The following is a 19,008-nucleotide window of genomic DNA, read 5'->3' on the forward strand; positions in this document are numbered from 1 at the left end:
CATGGCATTACCCAAGAAAGCCAAGCTCATCATTGCATTGCTGCTCACCGTGGCGATCAGCGGGGCCGCCTACCTCAACCGACCCGAGTCGGCTGCCGCCATCCAGTCGACCGACGATGCTTATGTCCACGCCGACTTCACCACGGTAGCGCCGCAAGTGTCGGGCACGGTGGCTTCGGTATGGGTCGAACACGACCAACCGGTGGCCAAGGGCGACTTGCTGGCGACCATCGACGACCGTGATTTCGTGGCGGCGCTGAGCGCGGCGACAGCCCAGGTCGCCAGTGCCCGGGCCGGTATCGTCAGCTTGCAGGCACACCTGGCCCGGCAGGCCACCGCCATTCGCCAGGCCCAGGCTGCGCTGGCGGCAGACGAGGCCGCGGTCAAGTTGGCGACTGCCAACCAGACGCGGTATCGCAACCTGGCCAATGACGGCTCGGGCACCGTGCAGGCACGGCAACAGGCCGAAGCGCAACTGAGCATCCAGCAGGCACGCCGGGACAAGAGCGAGGCGGGTCTGCAAGCTGCCCGGCAACAAGTGGATATCCTCAAGGCCGACCTGGAAAAAGCCGTGGCGACCCTCGCCCATGCCGAGGCCACGCAATCCATCGCGCAACTGCAGCTGTCCTACACCCGGATCACGGCACCGATCAGCGGCATGATCGGGCAGAAATCGGTACGGGTCGGTGCGTTCGTCAATGCGGGCAAACCGTTGCTGGCCATCGTCCCGCTCGACGCCGTCTACATCACCGCGAACTTTCGCGAGACGCAACTGGCGCGGGTTGAGACCGGACAGGTGGTGGACATCGAAGTGGACGCATTGCCGGGCGAGGCGTTGCAAGGCACGGTGCAAAGCCTGGGACCGGCCAGTGGCGTGAGTTATTCGGCCGTTGCGCCGCACAATGCGACCGGGAACTTCACCAAGATCGTCCAGCGCCTGCCGGTACGAATCCACATTGCCCCCGACCAGCCCGCTGCCAGGAAGCTGCGGGTGGGGATGTCCGTTACGCCGCATATTCGTGTGGGTGAGTGATCATTGGAGCCTGTGCGGGGAAATGGGAGGTTTGCGCCCGTTGATCCGATCCAACGACTTAAGCATATAGCTTAATGTTATTTTCAATATGGTTTTTAGATCTTCTAGATTAGCCGTCAAGGCCAATGGTTCTGCACGGCGATGCCATCACCGGCGTTGGCCGCCACCCACTCTTCCTCGATTTATCAACGGGCCACTGCCATGCAGCTTCTCACGCTTCCCCCTTCTCCCGGCCTGGCTACGTCGATCCGCGCCACCGCCCAGGTTTTCGAAGACCCCAGTTCCCAAGCGCTCCTGGCCCACTTGCAACAGGTGGCGCCCAGCGACGCCAGCGTGTTGATCATCGGCCAGACCGGCACCGGCAAAGAACTGGTGGCGCGCCACGTCCACAACCTCAGCGCCCGACGTGACAGGCCATTCGTGGCGGTGAACTGCGGGGCGTTCTCGGAGACGCTGGTGGAAGCCGAGCTGTTCGGGCATGAAAAAGGCGCGTTCACCGGCGCCTTGACAGCCAAGGCCGGGTGGTTCGAAGAGGCCGATGGCGGCACGCTGTTCCTGGATGAAATTGGCGATCTGCCGCTGCCGATCCAGGTCAAGTTGCTGCGCGTTCTACAAGAGCGTGAAGTGGTCCGCCTGGGCTCGCGCAAGAGCATCAAGATCAATGTGCGTGTATTGGCGGCCACCAACGTGCAGCTGGAAAAAGCCATTAATGCCGGGCACTTTCGCGAGGATCTGTATTACCGCTTGAACGTGGTCAGCGTGGTGCTCAAACCCTTACGCGAGCGACCCGGCGACATCATCCCGTTGATTCGTCATTTCATCGCGCAATATAGCCGCCGACTTGGTCATGGCAAGGTTACGCTGGATGCCCAGGCGCAGCGCAAGCTGCTGGATTATTCGTGGCCGGGGAATATTCGCGAGCTGGAAAACGTCATCCATCACACCTTGCTGATTTGCCGCAACCAGGTGATTGGCGTGCAGGATCTGCACCTGTCCAATTTGCGCATCGAGCGTCAGGACACGCCGCACGACAACACCCCGCAGACCGCCGAGGCGTTGTTGGAAAAAGCCTTCGTGCAAATGCTTGAGCAAGCGCACGGTGATGTCCATGAACAGGTAGAAGCCGCCCTGCTGCGCACCGCCTATCGCTACGCCAATTGCAACCAGGTCCACACCGCCAGCCTGCTGGGCCTGAGCCGCAACGTCACCCGCAGCCTGCTGATCCGGATCGGTGAGTTGGTGGTCAACAGACGGCGACCGGCGTTGAGTACGCGGGACGGTCGGGTGGTCAATCTGTCGACTTGAGCCACTTCCCCAAGCACACAAGGACCCGGTGGGAGCAAGCGCGCTCCCACGGGTACGCTTCCCTTCCCGAAGGCGTGTTGGGTCATCACCCTGCCCGGGCAGCCAGGTAGAAATCCTCCAGGTCCCCAGGCGCCGCCAGTCGTTCGGCGCTGCCCTCGCTGACCACCCGCCCGCTTTCCAGGACATAACCATACTGGGCGTAACGCAGGGCGAGGCTGATGTTTTGCTCGGCGATCAAAAAACTGGTGCCCTCGCGCTGATTGAGCTGGTGGATGATTTCGAAAATCTCTTCGACGATCTGCGGCGCCAGCCCCATCGATGGCTCATCCAGCAGGACCAACTGCGGCCGGGCCATGAGCGCGCGTCCGATCGCGATCATCTGTTGTTCGCCGCCGGAGGTGTAGCCTGCCAAACTTTTGCGGCGCAGCTTCAGACGTGGGAAATGCGCATACACCGACTCCAGGTCAGCCAAGAGCTGACGTCGCGAAACCTGACGGGGCTGCGCGCCCGCCAAAAGGTTTTCTTCCACCGTCAACTGACCGAAGCAGTGCCGTCCCTCCAAAACCTGCACCAGGCCGCCTTGCGCAAGCAGATGCGGTGCGCTGCGCGTCACGTCCCGACCTTGATAGACGATCCGTCCGCGCACCACTTCGCCCCGCTCGGCGCGCGCCAGGTTCGACGCGGCCTTCAGCGTGGTGCTCTTGCCCGCGCCGTTGGCGCCCAGCAGCACCACGATCTGTCCTCTCGCCACGCTCAGCGACACGTCGCGAAGCGCCAGGATGGTGGACTCATACAATACCTCGATACCCTCGATCCGCAGGATGGGCTCATCTGTCGTCATGCTGTCCCGCCTTCTCGCAAAAGCGACCGGACGCAAGCGCCTGGTCGCAACAAATAATTCAGGATTCCTTGCTGCAATCGCGCGGCGTGATGCCTTTTTCCCGAGCGTATTGGTGCGACGAGGCTTCGATGATCGGCCGCAGCAAGGCGCGGTCGGCCTGTACCCAGTCGCTGATCAGTTTCCATTGCGTACCGTCCCACTGCTGGAAGCGCACCGCGCCGCCCCCTTCATGGTCCGAGCAGGACAACTGCAACGGCTGCACCAGCCCTAACGCGCCTAGCTCCTTCAGACGGGCGTCATCCAGCCTGAGGTTCTCGAAGCCCCAGCGCACCTGCTCGCCGGTCAACGGTTGTTGGCCGAACTTCTGCTGGGCGATGCGCAGGGCCTCGACGTTGAGGATGCCGTTGACCACGCCCAGGTTGTAATACACCGTGCCGAAACGCTTGGGGTCCGCCAAGTCGCCGTGGCCTGCGTCGACCACGTCCTTCTTGATGCCTTGCAGCACCGGGAAATCGGTGCCGGAAGGGTGCGTGGTGATGGCGATGAAACCCTTGGCGGCGGCACCGGCCGGCGCTGCATCGTCCTCGGAGTTGCTCCAGATATTGCCGATGATGTGGTCCGCAGGAAAACCGACTTTCTGCGCGGTTTTCAGCGCCACCGGGTTCATCACACCCCAGCCGCGCAGGATCACCCAATCGGGTTTTTCCCGACGGATGTTCAGCCACTGCGATTGTTGCTCGTTGCCCGGATGCGGCACCTCCAGCAAGGTCAGGGCAAAGCCGTAGTTGTCCGCCAGGGTCTGCAATACCTCGTTGGTTTCCTTGCCGTACGGGGAGCCGTGGTACAGGGTGACGATCTTCAAGCCCTTGAGCTTATCCAGCCCGCCGGCGCGCTGGCCGATGTAGTTGATGATCGCCGACACTTCGGAATACGGGTTCAATTGCAACGGGAAGACGTAGGGAAACACGCTACCGTCGGTGGAGTCCGTGCGGCCGTGGTTGATGGTGATCAGCGGCAATTTGTCGGCCGTCGAGCGGTCCAGCGTGGCGTAGGCGATGCCCACCGACAGCGGGTTGGTGGCGGCCGCAGGCGCGCCGTTCAAGCCTTTCTTCAGGCGTTCGTAGCACTCGACGCCCTTCTCCACCACGTACTCGGTTTCGCACTCGCTCCAGGTCAGTTTCACTCCGTTTACGCCGCCATTGGCGTTGACATACTTGAGGTAGTCGATAAAGCCACCGAAAAAACCGGTGCCGCCGGCAGCGTAGGGACCGACGCGATAGCTTTGCAGAGGAAAGTATTGTTCATCGCCCGCCTGGACGCAGAACGCTGCGGTGGTGAGGGTCAGGGCCAGCGCGAGGCCGCTGGCGATCGATCGTTTGGACATCGGATTTTCCTTGTTATGAAGCCACAGAGAACCAACGGGAGGGAGCTGTTCAGTAGCGCAACGGCCACAGCCGCGCACGCTCGCGAAAACGTTGCCAGAGGCGCGCAAGGCCCTCTGGCTCCTTGATCAGGAACAGGATGATCAGGGCGCCAAAAAACATCTTTTGCAGGTTCTCCACCTGGCCGGCATCGATCAGCCCGCCGGGCAGCAGCGACACCAGGTTGGACAGCAGCACCGGGAAGAGGACGATGAAGGCCGCCCCGAGCAAGTTGCCCAACAGGCTGCCGAGGCCACCAATAATGATGATGAACAGGATCTGGAATGAGCGATTGAGATCGAAGCCATGGGGCTCGACGGTGCCCAGGTAAGCGAAAGCCCACAGCGCGCCGGCCACGCCAAGGTAAAACCCGCTGAGGGCAAAGGCCAGCAGCTTGGTTTTCGCCAGGGGGATGCCGATCACCGCCGCGGCCGTGTCCATGTCGCGCACGGCCATCCACTGGCGTCCCAATTCGCTGCGCACCAGGTTCTTGCCCAGCCAGAACAGCGCCACCACCACGGTCAGGGTCAACAGATAACGACCGGCCGGCGCATCCAGGTTCACACCGAAGATGTCCAGGCGCGGCGCGCTGATCACCCCCGACGCGCTGTTATTGGAAAACCAGCCAAACCGCGTCAGCGCCCAGCCAACGAAGAACTGCGCCGCCAAGGTCGAGACCAGCAAATAAAAGCCCTTGATCCGCAGGCTCGGCAGGCCGAACAGCGCGGACACCAACGCCGCCGCCAGCCCCCCCAGGGCGATGCTGATCAATAACGGCAAACCGTAGACACGCACTTCAAGGTTGTAAGTGGCAAACGCCCCCACGGCCATGAACGCCGCAGAACCGAGGGACAATTGCCCGGCGTAGCCGGTGAGAAAATTCAGCCCCAGCCCGGCCAGGGACAGCACCAGGAAAGGGATGAGGATTGCGCTGAGCCAGTAGTCGTTCCCCACCCACGGCACCACGACAAAGGCAACCGCCAGCAGCGCCGCGAGCCCATGGCGATCCTGGCGCAAGGGGAAGCTACGGCGATCTTCGGCATAACGGCTGTTGAACTGGCCTGCTTCTCGATAAATCATATTGTTCTCCTAGACCCGTTCGATGGCGCGTTCGCCAAACAGCCCCGCCGGACGCACCAGCAGGAACAGCAGCGCCAGCCCATAGGGAAACCAGTTCTCGATGCCGCTGCCGATGATCGGCCCCAGGTACACCTCCGCCAGTTTCTCCGAGGCGCCGATGATCAACCCGCCGACAATCGCCCCACTGATCGAGGTGAAGCCGCCGATGATCAACACCGGCAGCGCCTTGAGCACCACCAGCGACAGCGAGAACTGCACCCCCAGCCGAGCGCCCCAGAGCAGGCCGGCGACCAGGCCGACGAAGCCCGCCACCGTCCACACCACCACCCACACCCGCTGCAAGCGGATGCCCACCGCCAATGCCGCCAAGGGATCATCGGCCACCGCCCGCAGCGCCAATCCGAGCCGGGTCTTGTTGAACAGCCAGGACAACAGCGCCACCAACAACGCGGCGGTCAGCGCGGCGAAAATGTCGAATTGCGACAGCAGCATTCCGCCCAGCTCCAGCGGCTCATCGCTGATGCCCAGGTCCAGCCCGTGCACTTGCGTCCCCCACAGCGCCTGGGCGAAACCTTCGATGACGTAGGAAAGCCCCAGGGTCGCCATGAACAGCGTGATCGGCGGGCGATTGACCAGCGGGCGCAGCACCACGCGCTCCACCGCCACGGCAATCAGCAACATCGCCGCCAGGCTGATAAGAAACGCCAGCCAGAACGGCACGCCCCGCTCCAGCAGGCTGACGAAGGTCAGCGCCGAGAACAGCACCATCGCGCCCTGGGCGAAATTGAACACCCCGGAGGCCTTGTAGATCAGCACAAAACCGATGGCCACCAAGGCGTACATCACCCCGGCGAGCAATCCGCCAATCAATACTTCAAAGAAAAATTCCATCGCGTTTTCCTGTTTCGCGGGCGCAACCTGCCAGCCCTCCCGGACGGGAAGGCGTCGAATCTCAAAAAAATCAGTGTCGCGTGCCGAGGTAGGCCGAAATGACCTCCGGGTTCTTCCGTACTGCTTCGGGCGAGCCGTCGCCGATCTTGCGACCGTAGTCGAGCACCACCACGTGATCGCTGATGTTCATGACGACGCCAATGTCGTGTTCGATCAGCAGCACCGTCGTGCCCAGCTCCCGGTTGATGTCGATGATGAAACGGCTCATCTGTTGCTTCTCGTCGGCGTTCATCCCGGCCATCGGCTCATCCAGAAGCAACAATCGGGGCTCCGCCGCCAGGGCCCGGGCCAGCTCCACGCGTTTCTGCAAGCCGTAGGGCAAGGTGCCCACCAACGCGTCGCGCCACGGCTGCAACTGCATGAACGCGATGATCCGTTCGGCCGCTTCGCGCTGGCTGTCGTCCTCGCGACCGGCCCGCCCCAGGCGCAATGCCTGTTCGATCCACGTACTGCGGCGCTTGAGGTTGCGTCCGGTGAGCACGTTGTCGAGCACGCTCATGCCCTTGAACAGCGCGATGTTCTGGAAGGTCCGGGCAACGCCACGCACCGCCACGTCGTGGGCACGCACGCGACGACGCTCGCGGTTGTCGAAACGTATGCGTCCTTCCTGGGGTTGGTAGACACCGCTGATGATGTTAAGCAACGAACTCTTGCCGGCGCCGTTCGGGCCGATCAGGGCGCAGATCTCGCCAGCGGCGACGCGAAAGCTGATGCCGGTGACCGCTTTGACGCCTTTGAACGACAGCGAGATATTGTCCAGCTCTAGCAGGTGCGTGGCGGCCGTTTGTGTCATGTAGTCGCCTCCTTCCAGACGCGTTGTGAATGAGGCTCATCCTGTCCATTCGTAACGGACCCCGGCGAACTCGACGGCACTTCCCATTCAGTCGAATCCCCCCACCGACGGACCTTGATACCCACGGATTCGAAAAACGCCTGGGTTTCGGGCCGCAAGGCATCCCCCACCACCAGCGGCGCATGGGTCCGTGAAAAATCCAATACATCCCGCAGGGGCCGACGAACCAGCCAATGGCCGACGAACCGCCGCAACGCGCCCGGACGTGCCGCCAAGGCCCAATCCACCAACCTGCGGGCGCGATCGCCCGGCGGTGGCAGGCGCTCCAGTGCGTAGCCATGCAAACGCTCATAGGTCTCCCGCGTGCCGGCCACCAGCGTCGGACCCAGCTCACGCCGATCGCGATCACGGGTCGCGAGGTTTTCCGGAAAATTCAAGCGGAAACCGGCGATCAGCCAGGGCGCGAGCAGGTACCGCGCCTGGCCGGCCGAGGCAAATCCCCGGGCCGCTAGCGCTTCTTCGTATCGACCCAAGCCTTCGCGCTGTACCAAGTGGCGTCCGTGTTGCAGCAGTTCGGTGTGGCGGATGCGTTGTGCTTCGGTGGCTTGTTGGCTGCGCCGGTAAAAGACCAAAGCCGTTTGTTGCGCGTGGGCCAGCGGAACCGTGTCAGTGAATGCTTTCGAACCCATCAACGTGGCGTAATCCAACGCCCGGTCAAACGGCCCCGAGCCCGACAGCCCGCGCCCGTCCAGGTAGATCAGCACGCGGGGCGTCACCTGCGCCGCGCCCAGGCGCAACAACTCTTCGTGCCCTTGGGCCAGTACGAAATCCGGCTGCAATTCGCCGAGCAGTGCGATCTGCCCGGCGGGTGCGTCCAAGGGATCGAACAAACTCGCGGCGCCGCCCAGCCATTGCGCCGCCAACGCCGCCACGATCGCTTGCGGCGTCGGACGGCTGATGATCGTCAGGGTCGCGCCCACCGAGAACCCCCGTGCTTGCAGCGCACCCGCCAAGCTCTGCACCTCATCGGCCACTTGCTCCCAGGTCCGCACTTGCCAAATGCCCAAGTGCTTGTGGCGCAGCGCGACGTCCGTGCCATGCTCGAGCGCTTGTCTATGCAGCCAATGCGGCAACGTGTCGAGGGTATCGGTGAGCTTGCCCATGCTGCCTCCGCGCCTAGGCGACCGCCGCCGTTTTGACCGTGACTTTCTGCGGCTCCAACTCACGCACCAATGGCAGGACTCGTTGGCCGAAATACTCCACTTCTTCCTGGAAGTGCAGGAACGCGGCGAGCACCAGATCCACACCCACGGCTTTCAACGCCACGATGCGCTCGGCGATTTGCCGAGGCGTGCCGATCAGGTTGGTCTTGAAGCCGTCGTTGTACTGCACCAGGTCTTCGAAGCTGGACTTGGCCCAGTTGCCCTCGCCTTCCGGGCTGGCCTTGCCGGCTTGCTTGGCCGCGTCGCCAAACGCGTTGACGGCTTCGGGGTCGGCCTGGTCGATGATCTGGGCCAGCACGGCGCGGGCTTCTTCCTCGGTGTCGCGGGCAATGATGAAAGCATTCACGCCGACCTTGACCGTGTGATTGTTCGCCGCCGCTTTTGCCCGCAGGTCATCGACCTGGGCCTTGACCCCTTCCACCGTGTTGCCGTTGGTGAAGTACCAGTCGGACACCCGAGCGGCCATGTCCCGCGCGGCCCGGGAGCTGCCGCCCTGGAAAATCTCCGGGTGCTGTTGCAGCGGTTTGGGCTTGAGGGTGTAGCCGTTGAAGCGATAGAAATCACCGCGAAAGGTGTAGTTGTCGGTGGTCCAGATGCCCTTGAGCGTGGTGATGAATTCCTCGGAGCGGCGATAACGTTCGTCGTGCTCCAGCCAGGGTTCGCCGATGGCGGTGAATTCGCCCTTGAACCAGCCGGAGACCACGTTGATCGCTACGCGGCCGTCGGTGAGTTGGTCGATGGTTGCGATCTGCTTGGCCAGCACCGAAGGCGTCCACGGCCCCGGCAACACTGCTGCAATGACTTTAAGGCGCGTGGTAGCCGCCAGCAGCGCGTGACTGAACGCCACCGATTCGTGCTGGTATTCGGCGCCGTAGCCGGCGGTGAAACGAATCTGGGTCAGCGCATAGTCAAAACCGGCAGCCTCGGCGATCTGCGCCAGCTTGCGGTTGTAATCGATGCCCCAGTCAGTGCGCTGCGGGATCTTGCTGACCACCAGCCCGCCGCTGACGTTAGGCACCCAATAGGCAAACTTGATCGGGTCCTGGCTCATTGCGTGTACTCCCAGCTCGTTGGATGTAGGCGTCGTCGCCTCTGTACAAGGGCTAGAGCAGCAACCGTGCCACTTATATTTCTCATTTATTTTCAACGGGTTAGTTATTTATCTGATTTTCATGTCTGTCGTGCGACAGGCAGGCTGTTGGATCGCTGTTGCCCAGCCAACACCCGGCGTACCGCTGCCCAAAGGACTGACTGTTGCCTGGCGCACAGTCGCCGGACAGATTGCCCGCAGGACGACAGCTTTTGTGCTGGAAAACCCCGCGAACGCCCCGTTTTCGTTGGCTTCAAGCACCGGGCATGGAGCGTGCAATGGCTGTCGGCAACGGCAGGCTTTCACCCTGCCCGCCCTCTCGTCCTCAAAAGGAACATCGCCATGACCGCACAGCAACAACACTTGCCACCCGTTCTCTCCACTGGCGCCAACTATGAAGCCCTGGCCGAGCGGTTCCGGCCGATCTTCGCGCGTATCCAGGCCGGCGCCCTGGAACGCGAACAGTCACGCAGCCTGCCGTTCGAACAGGTGAAATGGCTGAAGGAAGCGGGCTTCGGCGCCGTACGGGTTCCGGTCGAATTCGGTGGTGCCGGGGCGTCGTTGCCGCAGCTGTTGCACTTGCTGATCGAACTGGCCGAAGCCGACTCCAACCTGCCCCAGGCGCTGCGTGGCCACTTCGCCTTTGTCGAGGACCGTCTCAATGCCCACGCCAGCAGCCCGCAAGACGTCTGGTTCAAGCGCTTCGTCGACGGTGACCTGGTGGGCAACGCCTGGACCGAAATCGGCGCGGTGAAAATCGGCCAAGTCATCACCCGCGTATCCCGCCAGGGCGAGCAATGGGTGGCCAACGGCACCAAATACTACAGCACCGGCAGTATCTTCGCCGACTGGATCGACCTGTATGCCCAGCGCGACGACAACGGCGCCGACGTGATCGCCGCCGTCAGTGTCCACCAACCGGGCGTCAAGCAAAGCGATGACTGGGACGGTTTCGGCCAGCGCACCACCGGCAGCGGCACATCGGTGTTCGACAACGCCGTGGTGGAGGCTGAAAACCTCATCGATTTTTCCACCCGTTTCAAATACCAGACCGCGTTCTATCAACTGGTCCTGCTCGCCGTGCAGACGGGCGCCGGCCGCGCCGCTGTCCAGGACTTCAGCGAACATGTGCGCCAACGCACCCGTGTGTTCAGCACCGGCAACGCCAGCGAAGTGAGCCAGGACGTCCAAGTCCAGCAAGTGATCGGCAAGGCATCGGCCCAGGTCTACGCCGCCGAAGCCACGACCCTGCGCGCCGCCAGCGCCTCGCAGCGAGCCTATGAAAGCCGCTTCGGCCAGGACACCGAAGCCGAGCACACCGCCAACATCCTCGCCGAACTCGAATCGGCCCAGGCCCAAGTGGTGGTCGCCGACCTGACGCTGCGCGCCACCAGCGACCTGTTCAACGCCCTCGGCGCTTCCGCCACCAGCACCGGCAAAGCCCTCGACCGCCACTGGCGCAACGCCCGCACGGCGGCTTCACACAACCCACTGATCTACAAGGAACGGATCATTGGGGATTGGGAGATCAATGGGACGGAGCCGCCGTATGTCTGGCAGATTGGTGGGGGATCAAAGCAGCGTTGATTTCGCCGCTCGCCGTCAACGGTTGTTGCGCAGGATGGAGAAGTTCAGCGCAGCAGCCACGCATAGCCACGCCAGGTAGGGAAACAGGATCAGCCCGGTGATCACGTCCAGGCGCAACGCCAATACCACCATCGCGGCCACGACCAACCAGAGCAGCGTGATAATCACCATGCCGGCGAGAATCTGATGCGCCCCGAAAAACACTGGCGTCCATAACGTGTTGAGCGCAATTTGCGCCGCCCACAGCGCCAAGACCAACTGGCTTCCCGGCATCAGGCTCAAGCGGTACCCTGCCCAGGCAAGCAGCAGGTAAATAATCGACCAGGCCACCGGGAACATCCAGTTGGGCGGTGTGAAGCTGGGTTTGACGAGGGATTCGTACCATTGGCCCGGTTTGAAAATGACGCCAGTACTCGCAGCAGCACAGCAGGCGATGAGAAAAATAAAGAAGGTCATTGTCCGTCCTTAGCTGGTGTCAGCTGTCTGAGGTCATGGAATATGTCGGCAGGCAGCGACTGGTCGCCGATCCGTTGCGGTGTCCATTTTTCAAAGACTCGACGGCGGTCTGATAAATTCAATAAACCACCCGTCTGGAGCAAAACATGTTCGTCCGACCTTTCTCCATCGCCGTCCCTGACAGCGCGCTTGACGACCTGCATGATCGCCTGCGTCGCACCCGGTTGCCAGAGCCCTTGGCCGGCGTGGGCTGGAGTGAAGGCATGGACGCGGACGTGCTGCGCGACCTCCTCACCCAATGGTCGACAAACTTCGACTGGCGGGCCCAGGAAGCGGCGCTCAATCGCCTGCCGCACTTCGTCGCCACCTTGGGCGAGCAAGAGATTCACTTCGTCCACCAGCGCGGCATCGGGCCCAATCCGATGCCGCTGGTGCTCACCCACGGCTGGCCCGGCTCGTTCATCGAGATGCAGCGCATCATCGAGCTGCTGACGGACCCCGCCAGCCATGGCGGCGACCCGGCCGATGCTTTTGATGTGGTGGTACCGTCCTTGCCGGGCTACACCTTTTCGGCGCCGTTCATGCAAACCGGGTGCGGGCCTTATGAAGTGGCCGGGTTATGGAGCGAGCTGATGACCGGGCTGGGTTACGAGCGGTTCGGTGCCCAGGGCGGCGATGTCGGCGCGGCTGTCACCAGTTGGTTGGGCGTGCGCTTTGCCGAGCGTCTGACCGGCATCCACCTCAACTACATCCCCGGCGCGTACCGCCCGCCCCTGGGCGAAACCGACCCGCCTCTGAGCGAAGAGGAAACCGCATTCCTGCAACGCGCCGCGGCCTTCAGCGAAACCGAAGGTGCCTATGCGCACATCCAGCGCACCAAGCCGCAAAGCCTGGCCGTGGGCTTGAACGACTCGCCTGCGGGATTGCTGGCCTGGATGGGCGAAAAGATTCTGTCGTGGTGCGATCCGAGCGCCCCCATCGATCGCGAATGGCTGCTGACCAATGTGACGCTTTATTGGCTGACCAACTGCATTGGCTCGTCGTTTCGCCCGTATGTGGAAGGCAGTCGCCGGCCTCTGGTGCTTGCCAGCGGTGAGCGAATAAAGCCGCCGTTGGGGGTCGCGCTGTTTCCCAGGGAGTTGCCGCTGCCACCACGAAGCTGGGTGGAGCGAGGCTACAACGTTCAGCGTTGGACACAGATGCCCCGGGGCGGTCACTTTGCGGCGTTGGAGCAGCCTGAGTTGTTGGCGGAGGATATTCGGGCATTTTTCCGGGACTTGCTATAAGCCAAGGCGGTCCGAAAACCTCGTAGGAAATGACGACCCGTGGCGAGGGAGCTTGCTCCCGCTGGGCTGCGAAGCGGCCCCACATCAGCGACTCCATTTCTCCAGACACACCGCAGCGCCCGGTTTTGCGGCGGCTGCGCAACCGAGCGGGAGCAAGCTCCCTCGCCACGGGGATTGGGGCGTTCTACAGGTCGGTTGTAAGGGCTGAGGGCGATGGACGTATTCGGCGTTATCGAACGACGCGATCTCGCAGCAAACAGCACTGTGGAGCGAGCTTGCTCGCGATGGCGCCGTGTCAGCCAGTGAAAATATTGATTGATCGAATGTCATCGCGAGCAAGCTCGCTCCCACAGGTTTCGCGTCGGGCGTGACCAAGCAGCGTTGCACCCGTGGCGAGGGAGCTTGCTCCCGCTGGGCTGCGAAGCGGCCCCAAATCAGCGACTGCATTTCTTCAGGTACACCGCAGCGCCCGGTTTTGCGGCGGCTGCGCCACCGAGCGGGAGCAAGCTCCCTCGCCACGGGGATTGCTTGCTCCCGTCGGGGTTGCGTCAGGCCGCCTCCTCCGGCTCTTTCAGCGACGCCAACACCAATGGATGCAGCACCGCATCCGGATATTTCTCCTGCCAAGCCCCCAGGTCCCGGCGCATGCCTGGTGTCCAGAAGTTCTTGATGTGTTGCCGAACGCCCTTCACCGCCAGCGCCTGGTCAGGCTCGGTGGCGAAATACCGGGCGATCTCGTTGGCCATTTTGATCAGGTTCTGAGCGCTCATCGACGCACCTCGGCCTTTTCCCCTTGACGGCGTTCCTTGAGCAAGCGGCGTTGTTCGTCGCTGAAGGCCTGGTAACGCTTCTGCCATTCCGAAGGCTGGCTGACCCGCACGATTTCCACCGCCGTGACTTTGTATTCCGGGCAGTTGGTGGCCCAGTCGGAGTTGTCGGTGGTGATCACGTTGGCGCCGGATTCGGGGAAGTGGAACGTGGTGTAGACCACGCCCGGCGCCACCCGCTCGGTGACCTTGCCCCGCAGCACGGTCTGCCCGGCGCGGCTGCTGATGCCGACCCAATCGTCTTCGGCGATACCGCGGTTCTCGGCGTCGGTCGGGTGGATTTCCAGGCGATCTTCCTCGTGCCAGGCGACGTTGTCGGTGCGCCGGGTCTGGGCGCCGACGTTGTACTGGCTGAGGATGCGCCCGGTGGTCAGCAATAGCGGATAACGGCCGTTGACCTTCTCGTCGGTGGGCACGTAGCCGGTGAGCATGAAACGCCCTTTGCCCCGCACGAACGCCTCCATGTGCATGGTCGGCGTGCCGTCCGGCGCGGCGTCGTTGCACGGCCATTGCAGGCTGCCGTGGCGCTCCAGTTCGGCGTAGCTGACGCGGCTGAAGGTCGGCGTCAAACGGGCGATTTCATCCATGATTTCCGAGGGATGGCGGTAGTCCATCTTGTAGCCCAGGGCATCGGCCAGGGCGATGGTGGCTTCCCAGTCGGCCTTGCCGGCCAACGGGTCCATCACCTTGCGCACGCGGGAGATGCGGCGCTCGGCATTGGTGAAGGTGCCATCCTTTTCCAGAAACGAGCTGCCCGGCAGGAACACGTGGGCGAATTTGGCCGTTTCGTTGAGGAAGATGTCCTGGACGATCACGCATTCCAGTGCGGACAGCGCGGCGGTCACGTGCTGGGTGTTCGGATCGCTCTGGGCGATGTCTTCGCCTTGGCAGTAAAGCGCCTTGAAGGTCCCGTCCAGCGCCGCCTCGAACATGTTCGGGATGCGCAGGCCCGGATCGGGTTGCAGGGTCACGTTCCAAGCCTGTTCGAACTGGGCTCGCACCGTTTCGTTGGAGATGTGCCGGTAGCCGGGCAGTTCGTGGGGAAAGGAGCCCATGTCGCAAGAGCCCTGGACGTTGTTCTGCCCACGCAACGGGTTCACCCCGACGCCTTCGCGACCGATATTGCCGGTGGCCATGGCCAGGTTGGCAATGCCCATCACCGACGTGCTGCCCTGGCTGTGTTCGGTGACGCCGAGGCCATAATAGATGGCTGCGTTGCCGCCCGTGGCGTAGACCCTTGCGGCGGCGCGGATCTGCTCGGCAGGCACGCCGCAGACAGGGCCGAGGACTTCGGGGGCATTTTCCGGCAGGCTGACGAAATCGCGCCAGCGAGCGAAATCCGTCGCCTCGCAACGGGCCTCGACAAAGGGTTGGTCAATCAAGCCCTCGGTGGCGATCACATGGGCCAACGCGTTGAGCATCGCCACATTGGTGCCTGGACGCAGTTGCAAATGCAGCTCGGCGCGGGCGTGGGGTGAATCCACCAGGTCGATGCGCCGTGGGTCGATGACAATCAGACGTGCACCCTGGCGCAAGCGACGCTTGAGCTGGGAGCCGAACACCGGGTGTGCATCGGTAGGGTTGGCGCCCATCACCAGGATGACGTCGGCCTTCATCACCGAGTCGAAATTCTGCGTGCCGGCGGACTCGCCCAAGGTTTGCTTGAGGCCATAGCCGGTCGGCGAATGGCAGACCCGGGCGCAGGTGTCGACGTTGTTGTTGCCGAACGCGGTGCGCACCAGTTTCTGCACCAGGTAGGTTTCTTCGTTGGTGCAACGGCTGGAGGTGATGCCGCCGATGGAATCGCGCCCGTACTTGAGCTGGATGCGCCGCAGTTCGCTGGCGGCGTAGGTGACCGCCTCATCCCAGCTGACTTCCTGCCACGGGTCGCTGATGTGCTTGCGGATCATCGGCTTGGTGATGCGGTCCGGGTGCGTGGCGTAGCCCCAGGCGAAGCGGCCCTTGACGCAGGAGTGGCCGTGGTTGGCCTGGCCGTTCTTGTCCGGGACCATGCGCACCAGTTGTTCGCCTTTCATCTCGGCGCGGAACGAACAACCCACGCCGCAATAGGCGCAGGTGGTGACAACGCTGCGTTCCGGCTGGCCGATCTCCACGACGCTTTTGTCGATCAGTGTGGCCGTCGGGCAGGCCTGGACGCAGGCGCCGCAGGACACGCATTCGGAATCGAGGAAATTCTCGCCGCCAGCCGCTTCTACTCGGGAGTCGAAGCCGCGCCCGCTGATGGTCAGGGCGAAGGTGCCCTGGATTTCTTCGCAGGCGCGCACGCAGCGACTGCAGACGATGCACTTGCTCGGGTCGTAATCGAAATACGGGTTGGATACATCCTTGGCTTCGGCCAGGTGATTGGCCCCTTCGTAGCCGTAGCGCACCTCACGCAAACCCACCTGCCCCGCCACAGTCTGCAGTTCGCAGTTGCCGTTGGCCGGGCATGTCAGGCAGTCCAGCGGGTGGTCGGAAATGTACAGTTCCATCACGTTGCGGCGCAGCGTGGCGAGCTTGGACGTTTGCGTGCGGACCACCATGCCGTCGGTCACCGGCGTCGTGCACGAGGCCGGATAGCCGCGCATGCCGTCGATTTCCACCAGGCACATGCGGCAGGAGCCGAAGGCTTCCATGCTGTCGGTGGCGCACAGTTTGGGGATGGTGGTGCCGAGCAGGGTCGCCGCGCGCATCACCGAGGTACCGGACGGAACCCTGATTTCGCGCCCGTCGATGGTCAGGCTGACCTGCACGTCGCTTTCGCGGGCCGGGGTGCCCAGGTCGATGTCGCTGGCTGGATCGAAGATAGTGATCATTGGTCGGCCTCCGAGGTCGCCAGACCGAAGTCGGCGGGGAAATGCTTGAGGGCGCTGGCGACGGGGTAGGACGTCATCCCACCGAGGGCACAAAGCGAGCCGTATTGCAGCGTGTCGCACAGGTCTTGCAGCAACAGCGCCTGGTCCTGACGGGCATGGGCATCGGTGCTGGCGAGCAGGCGATCCACCACCTCGACGCCACGGGTCGAGCCGATGCGGCACGGCGTGCATTTGCCGCAGGATTCCTCCGCGCAGAACTGCAAGGCAAACCGGGCCATCCTGGCCATGTCCAGGCTGTCATCGGCGACCACCACGCCACCGTGGCCGAGCATTGCGCCCATGGCGGCGAACGCCTCGTAGTCCAATGGCGTGTCGAACTGCGCTGGCGGCACCCAGGCGCCCAACGGCCCGCCGACTTGCGCGGCCTTCAGCGGACGACCGCTAGCGGTGCCGCCGCCATATTCTTCCACCAATTCGCGCAGGCTCAGGCCGAACGCTCTCTCAACCAGGCCGCCACGGCGAACGTTGCCGGCCAATTGAAACGGCATGGTTCCCAGGGAACGACCCATGCCGAAATCGCGATAGAACTGCGCGCCCTTCTCCAGGATCACCGGCACCGAGGCCAGCGTCACCACGTTGTGCACCAGCGTCGGCAAGCCAAACAGGCCCTGCAATGCCGGCAGCGGCGGCTTGGCGCGCACCGTGCCGCGCTTGCCTTCGAGGGATTCGAGCAGCGCCGTTTCCTCACCACAGATATAGGCGCCGGCGCCAACCCGGACTTCAAGCTCGAAGGCGCGACCGCTGCCGCCCACATCGGTCCCCAGGTAATCCGCCTCGCGGGCGATGCGCAGTGCTTCGTTCAAGGTGCTGACGGCGTCCGGATACTCCGAGCGCACGTAGATGTAACCCATAGTCGCGCCGACGGCGATGCCGGCGATGATCATGCCTTCGATCAGCAGGAACGGGTCGCCTTCCATCAGCATGCGGTCGGCAAAGGTGCCGGAGTCGCCTTCGTCCGCATTGCATACCACGTACTTCTGCGGCCCCGGAGCGTCGCGCACGGTGCGCCACTTGATGCCCGCCGGGAAAGCCGCCCCACCCCGGCCACGCAGGCCAGAGTCGAGCACTTGCGCCACCACCTCGGCGCCGTCCGTCTGGATCGCCCGGGCCAGGCCAAGGAACCCGCCCTGGGCGCGGTAGTCATCGAGGGACAAAGGTTGAGTGATGCCGGCACGGGCAAATAACAGGCGTTGCTGGCTCTTGAGGTAGGGAATGTGCTCAACCAATCCCAATGCCGATGGATGGCTACCAGGATCACCCGCCAGCGCGTCGAGCAGGCCCGGTACGTCCTGGGCCGTGACTGGGCCAAAACCCAAGCGTCCTTCTGGCGTGTCCAGCTCCACCAACGGTTCCAGCCAATAAAGCCCACGGGAACTGGTGCGCAACACCTGCAATGGCAATTGACGCCGCTCGGCCTCGCGGACCAGCGCATCGGCCACCTTGTCCGCACCGACGGCGCGGGCCACTGAATCACGGGGAATGAAGAGGGTCAGCATGGGCCATCCTCCAGGCAGCCATTCACCAATTGGCGCAGGCGCTCCGGGGTCAGCCGCGCATGCAGTTCCCCGTCCAGCTCCAGGGCCGGCGAACAGACGCAGGCGCCCAGGCAATAGACGGGTCGCAGGCTGATCGCTCCATCGGCGCTGGTGCCGTGGTCATCCACCGAAAGCTGTTCGCGCAACTGCGCAGCCAGCCCCTCGGCCCCCATGCTCTGGCACGACTCCGCCCGGCACAGGCGCAGGGTGTGGCGCGCCGGTGGCGTTGTGCGAAAGTCATGGTAGAAGCTGATCACGCCGCGCACTTCAGCCTGGCTGAGGTTGAGGGCATGGGCGATTTCAGGGACGGCGGTGTCGGGAACGTAACCGCACCCTTCCTGGATGGCATGGAGGATGGGCAGCAAGGCACCAGGGGTGTCCTTCTTGCGCGCCAGCACGTCGTGAATCAGAGGCAGGTGAAGCGTCTCATCAGGCATAAACGTACCTCGGCATCTCGAACGACAGCGCCGCGTGGCGGTGGCCGTTCGGAGTCTTGGCTGCGGCGTGCGGCCCACGTCACGGTTACGTGGCAATCCGATCGCCATTCTTGCTCGCCGGCCAAATGTCTTTGGCGCACTGGGTCCGGGGCATCTTCACAGCTTGCCACTCCCGGGGGGTGGCGATTGCACATGGACGACTAAACGTGTTCTGAAAGCGACCAGGGGTGAAAAGTTGTCCTGCGTCCACAGGAGGTCAAATGCACA

General features: G+C 63.3%; 16 protein-coding genes. 4 read left to right on the forward strand and 12 right to left on the reverse strand.

The window, feature by feature from the left end; genetic code table 11:
• Position 1 precedes the first annotated feature (1 nt).
• Together J3P81_RS13315 and J3P81_RS13320 are read left to right on the forward strand one after the other, a co-directional pair.
• A complete protein-coding gene (locus J3P81_RS13315; protein WP_434559014.1) occupies positions 2-1,033 on the forward strand; it encodes an HlyD family secretion protein in 1,032 nt (343 codons plus the stop codon).
• A 201-nt stretch (positions 1,034-1,234) separates the two neighbouring features.
• The gene (locus tag J3P81_RS13320; protein WP_434559016.1) at positions 1,235-2,338 is read left to right on the forward strand and encodes a sigma-54 interaction domain-containing protein; all 1,104 of its coding nucleotides are present in this window, start codon (positions 1,235-1,237) and stop codon (positions 2,336-2,338) included.
• An 85-nt stretch (positions 2,339-2,423) separates the two neighbouring features.
• On the opposite strand, the gene J3P81_RS13325 is transcribed toward J3P81_RS13320, so the two are convergent.
• The 7 genes from J3P81_RS13325 to sfnG all read right to left on the reverse strand — a co-directional run bounded on the left by J3P81_RS13325 (position 2,424) and on the right by sfnG (position 9,698).
• Positions 2,424-3,179: an ABC transporter ATP-binding protein gene (locus tag J3P81_RS13325; RefSeq protein ID WP_434559018.1), complete on the reverse strand. Its 756-nt coding sequence runs from the start codon at positions 3,177-3,179 to the stop codon at positions 2,424-2,426.
• Between the two features lie 58 nt (positions 3,180-3,237).
• Complete coding sequence (locus J3P81_RS13330) at positions 3,238-4,563, reverse strand: ABC transporter substrate-binding protein (protein ID WP_434559020.1); 1,326 nt, start codon at positions 4,561-4,563, stop codon at positions 3,238-3,240.
• Positions 4,564-4,612: 49 nt separating this feature from the next.
• On the reverse strand, positions 4,613-5,680 hold the full coding sequence (locus J3P81_RS13335; protein ID WP_434559022.1) for a branched-chain amino acid ABC transporter permease: 1,068 nt from the start codon (positions 5,678-5,680) through the stop codon (positions 4,613-4,615).
• 9 nt (positions 5,681-5,689) lie between these two features.
• Positions 5,690-6,571 (reverse strand): branched-chain amino acid ABC transporter permease, encoded by an 882-nt coding sequence (locus J3P81_RS13340; RefSeq protein ID WP_434559024.1) that lies wholly within the window; start codon positions 6,569-6,571, stop codon positions 5,690-5,692.
• Positions 6,572-6,641: 70 nt separating this feature from the next.
• Positions 6,642-7,424, reverse strand: coding sequence for an ABC transporter ATP-binding protein (locus J3P81_RS13345; RefSeq protein WP_434559026.1), 783 nt, complete (start codon positions 7,422-7,424; stop codon positions 6,642-6,644).
• Positions 7,421-8,587, reverse strand: coding sequence for an AMP-binding protein (locus J3P81_RS13350; protein WP_434559028.1), 1,167 nt, complete (start codon positions 8,585-8,587; stop codon positions 7,421-7,423). The genes J3P81_RS13345 and J3P81_RS13350 overlap by 4 nt, the downstream gene beginning before the upstream one ends.
• Before the next feature lie 13 nt (positions 8,588-8,600).
• On the reverse strand, positions 8,601-9,698 hold the full coding sequence (sfnG, locus tag J3P81_RS13355) for a dimethylsulfone monooxygenase SfnG (protein WP_434559030.1): 1,098 nt from the start codon (positions 9,696-9,698) through the stop codon (positions 8,601-8,603).
• Between the two features lie 381 nt (positions 9,699-10,079).
• On the opposite strand from sfnG, the gene J3P81_RS13360 reads away from it, so the two are divergent.
• Positions 10,080-11,324, forward strand: a complete 1,245-nt coding sequence (locus tag J3P81_RS13360; protein WP_434559032.1) for an acyl-CoA dehydrogenase family protein — start codon at positions 10,080-10,082, stop codon at positions 11,322-11,324.
• Between the two features lie 15 nt (positions 11,325-11,339).
• On the opposite strand, the gene tspO is transcribed toward J3P81_RS13360, so the two are convergent.
• Positions 11,340-11,780, reverse strand: coding sequence for a tryptophan-rich sensory protein TspO (tspO, locus tag J3P81_RS13365; protein WP_434559034.1), 441 nt, complete (start codon positions 11,778-11,780; stop codon positions 11,340-11,342).
• A gap of 146 nt (positions 11,781-11,926) precedes the next feature.
• Between tspO and J3P81_RS13370 the strand changes: the two genes are divergently transcribed.
• The gene (locus J3P81_RS13370) at positions 11,927-13,066 is read left to right on the forward strand and encodes an epoxide hydrolase family protein (protein ID WP_434559036.1); all 1,140 of its coding nucleotides are present in this window, start codon (positions 11,927-11,929) and stop codon (positions 13,064-13,066) included.
• Positions 13,067-13,614: 548 nt separating this feature from the next.
• On the opposite strand, the gene J3P81_RS13375 is transcribed toward J3P81_RS13370, so the two are convergent.
• From J3P81_RS13375 to J3P81_RS13390, 4 genes are read right to left on the reverse strand one after another with little or no spacing between them, the layout of a single operon-like run.
• Positions 13,615-13,836 carry a formate dehydrogenase subunit delta gene (locus tag J3P81_RS13375; protein WP_434559038.1) on the reverse strand — a complete coding sequence of 74 codons (222 nt, stop codon included), beginning with the start codon at positions 13,834-13,836 and terminating at the stop codon, positions 13,615-13,617.
• Complete coding sequence (gene fdhF / locus J3P81_RS13380; RefSeq protein ID WP_434559040.1) at positions 13,833-16,709, reverse strand: formate dehydrogenase subunit alpha; 2,877 nt, start codon at positions 16,707-16,709, stop codon at positions 13,833-13,835. The genes J3P81_RS13375 and fdhF overlap by 4 nt, the downstream gene beginning before the upstream one ends.
• Positions 16,706-18,265, reverse strand: a complete 1,560-nt coding sequence (locus J3P81_RS13385; protein WP_434559042.1) for a formate dehydrogenase beta subunit — start codon at positions 18,263-18,265, stop codon at positions 16,706-16,708. The genes fdhF and J3P81_RS13385 overlap by 4 nt, the downstream gene beginning before the upstream one ends.
• Entirely contained in the window at positions 18,259-18,741 is a 483-nt protein-coding gene (locus J3P81_RS13390; protein ID WP_434559044.1) for a formate dehydrogenase subunit gamma, read from the reverse strand. Before J3P81_RS13390 ends, J3P81_RS13385 begins: the two co-directional genes overlap by 7 nt.
• Between the last annotated feature and the right edge of the window lie 267 nt (positions 18,742-19,008).

The organism is Pseudomonas sp. R1-6 (genome assembly GCF_051132115.1).
Taxonomy (GTDB): Bacteria; Pseudomonadota; Gammaproteobacteria; order Pseudomonadales; family Pseudomonadaceae; genus Aquipseudomonas.

Bases quoted from the DNA above. Each gene is read 5' to 3' on its own strand.
- J3P81_RS13315 (WP_434559014.1), top strand. From the start codon at position 2: ATGGCATTACCCAAGAAAGCCAAGCTCATCATTGCATTGCTGCTCACC.
- J3P81_RS13320 (WP_434559016.1), top strand. From the start codon at position 1,235: ATGCAGCTTCTCACGCTTCCCCCTTCTCCCGGCCTGGCTACGTCGATC.
- J3P81_RS13325 (WP_434559018.1), bottom strand. From the start codon at position 3,179: ATGACGACAGATGAGCCCATCCTGCGGATCGAGGGTATCGAGGTATTG.
- J3P81_RS13330 (WP_434559020.1), bottom strand. From the start codon at position 4,563: ATGTCCAAACGATCGATCGCCAGCGGCCTCGCGCTGGCCCTGACCCTC.
- J3P81_RS13335 (WP_434559022.1), bottom strand. From the start codon at position 5,680: ATGATTTATCGAGAAGCAGGCCAGTTCAACAGCCGTTATGCCGAAGAT.
- J3P81_RS13340 (WP_434559024.1), bottom strand. From the start codon at position 6,571: ATGGAATTTTTCTTTGAAGTATTGATTGGCGGATTGCTCGCCGGGGTG.
- J3P81_RS13345 (WP_434559026.1), bottom strand. From the start codon at position 7,424: ATGACACAAACGGCCGCCACGCACCTGCTAGAGCTGGACAATATCTCG.
- J3P81_RS13350 (WP_434559028.1), bottom strand. From the start codon at position 8,587: ATGGGCAAGCTCACCGATACCCTCGACACGTTGCCGCATTGGCTGCAT.
- sfnG (WP_434559030.1), bottom strand. From the start codon at position 9,698: ATGAGCCAGGACCCGATCAAGTTTGCCTATTGGGTGCCTAACGTCAGC.
- J3P81_RS13360 (WP_434559032.1), top strand. From the start codon at position 10,080: ATGACCGCACAGCAACAACACTTGCCACCCGTTCTCTCCACTGGCGCC.
- tspO (WP_434559034.1), bottom strand. From the start codon at position 11,780: ATGACCTTCTTTATTTTTCTCATCGCCTGCTGTGCTGCTGCGAGTACT.
- J3P81_RS13370 (WP_434559036.1), top strand. From the start codon at position 11,927: ATGTTCGTCCGACCTTTCTCCATCGCCGTCCCTGACAGCGCGCTTGAC.
- J3P81_RS13375 (WP_434559038.1), bottom strand. From the start codon at position 13,836: ATGAGCGCTCAGAACCTGATCAAAATGGCCAACGAGATCGCCCGGTAT.
- fdhF (WP_434559040.1), bottom strand. From the start codon at position 16,709: ATGATCACTATCTTCGATCCAGCCAGCGACATCGACCTGGGCACCCCG.
- J3P81_RS13385 (WP_434559042.1), bottom strand. From the start codon at position 18,265: ATGCTGACCCTCTTCATTCCCCGTGATTCAGTGGCCCGCGCCGTCGGT.
- J3P81_RS13390 (WP_434559044.1), bottom strand. From the start codon at position 18,741: ATGCCTGATGAGACGCTTCACCTGCCTCTGATTCACGACGTGCTGGCG.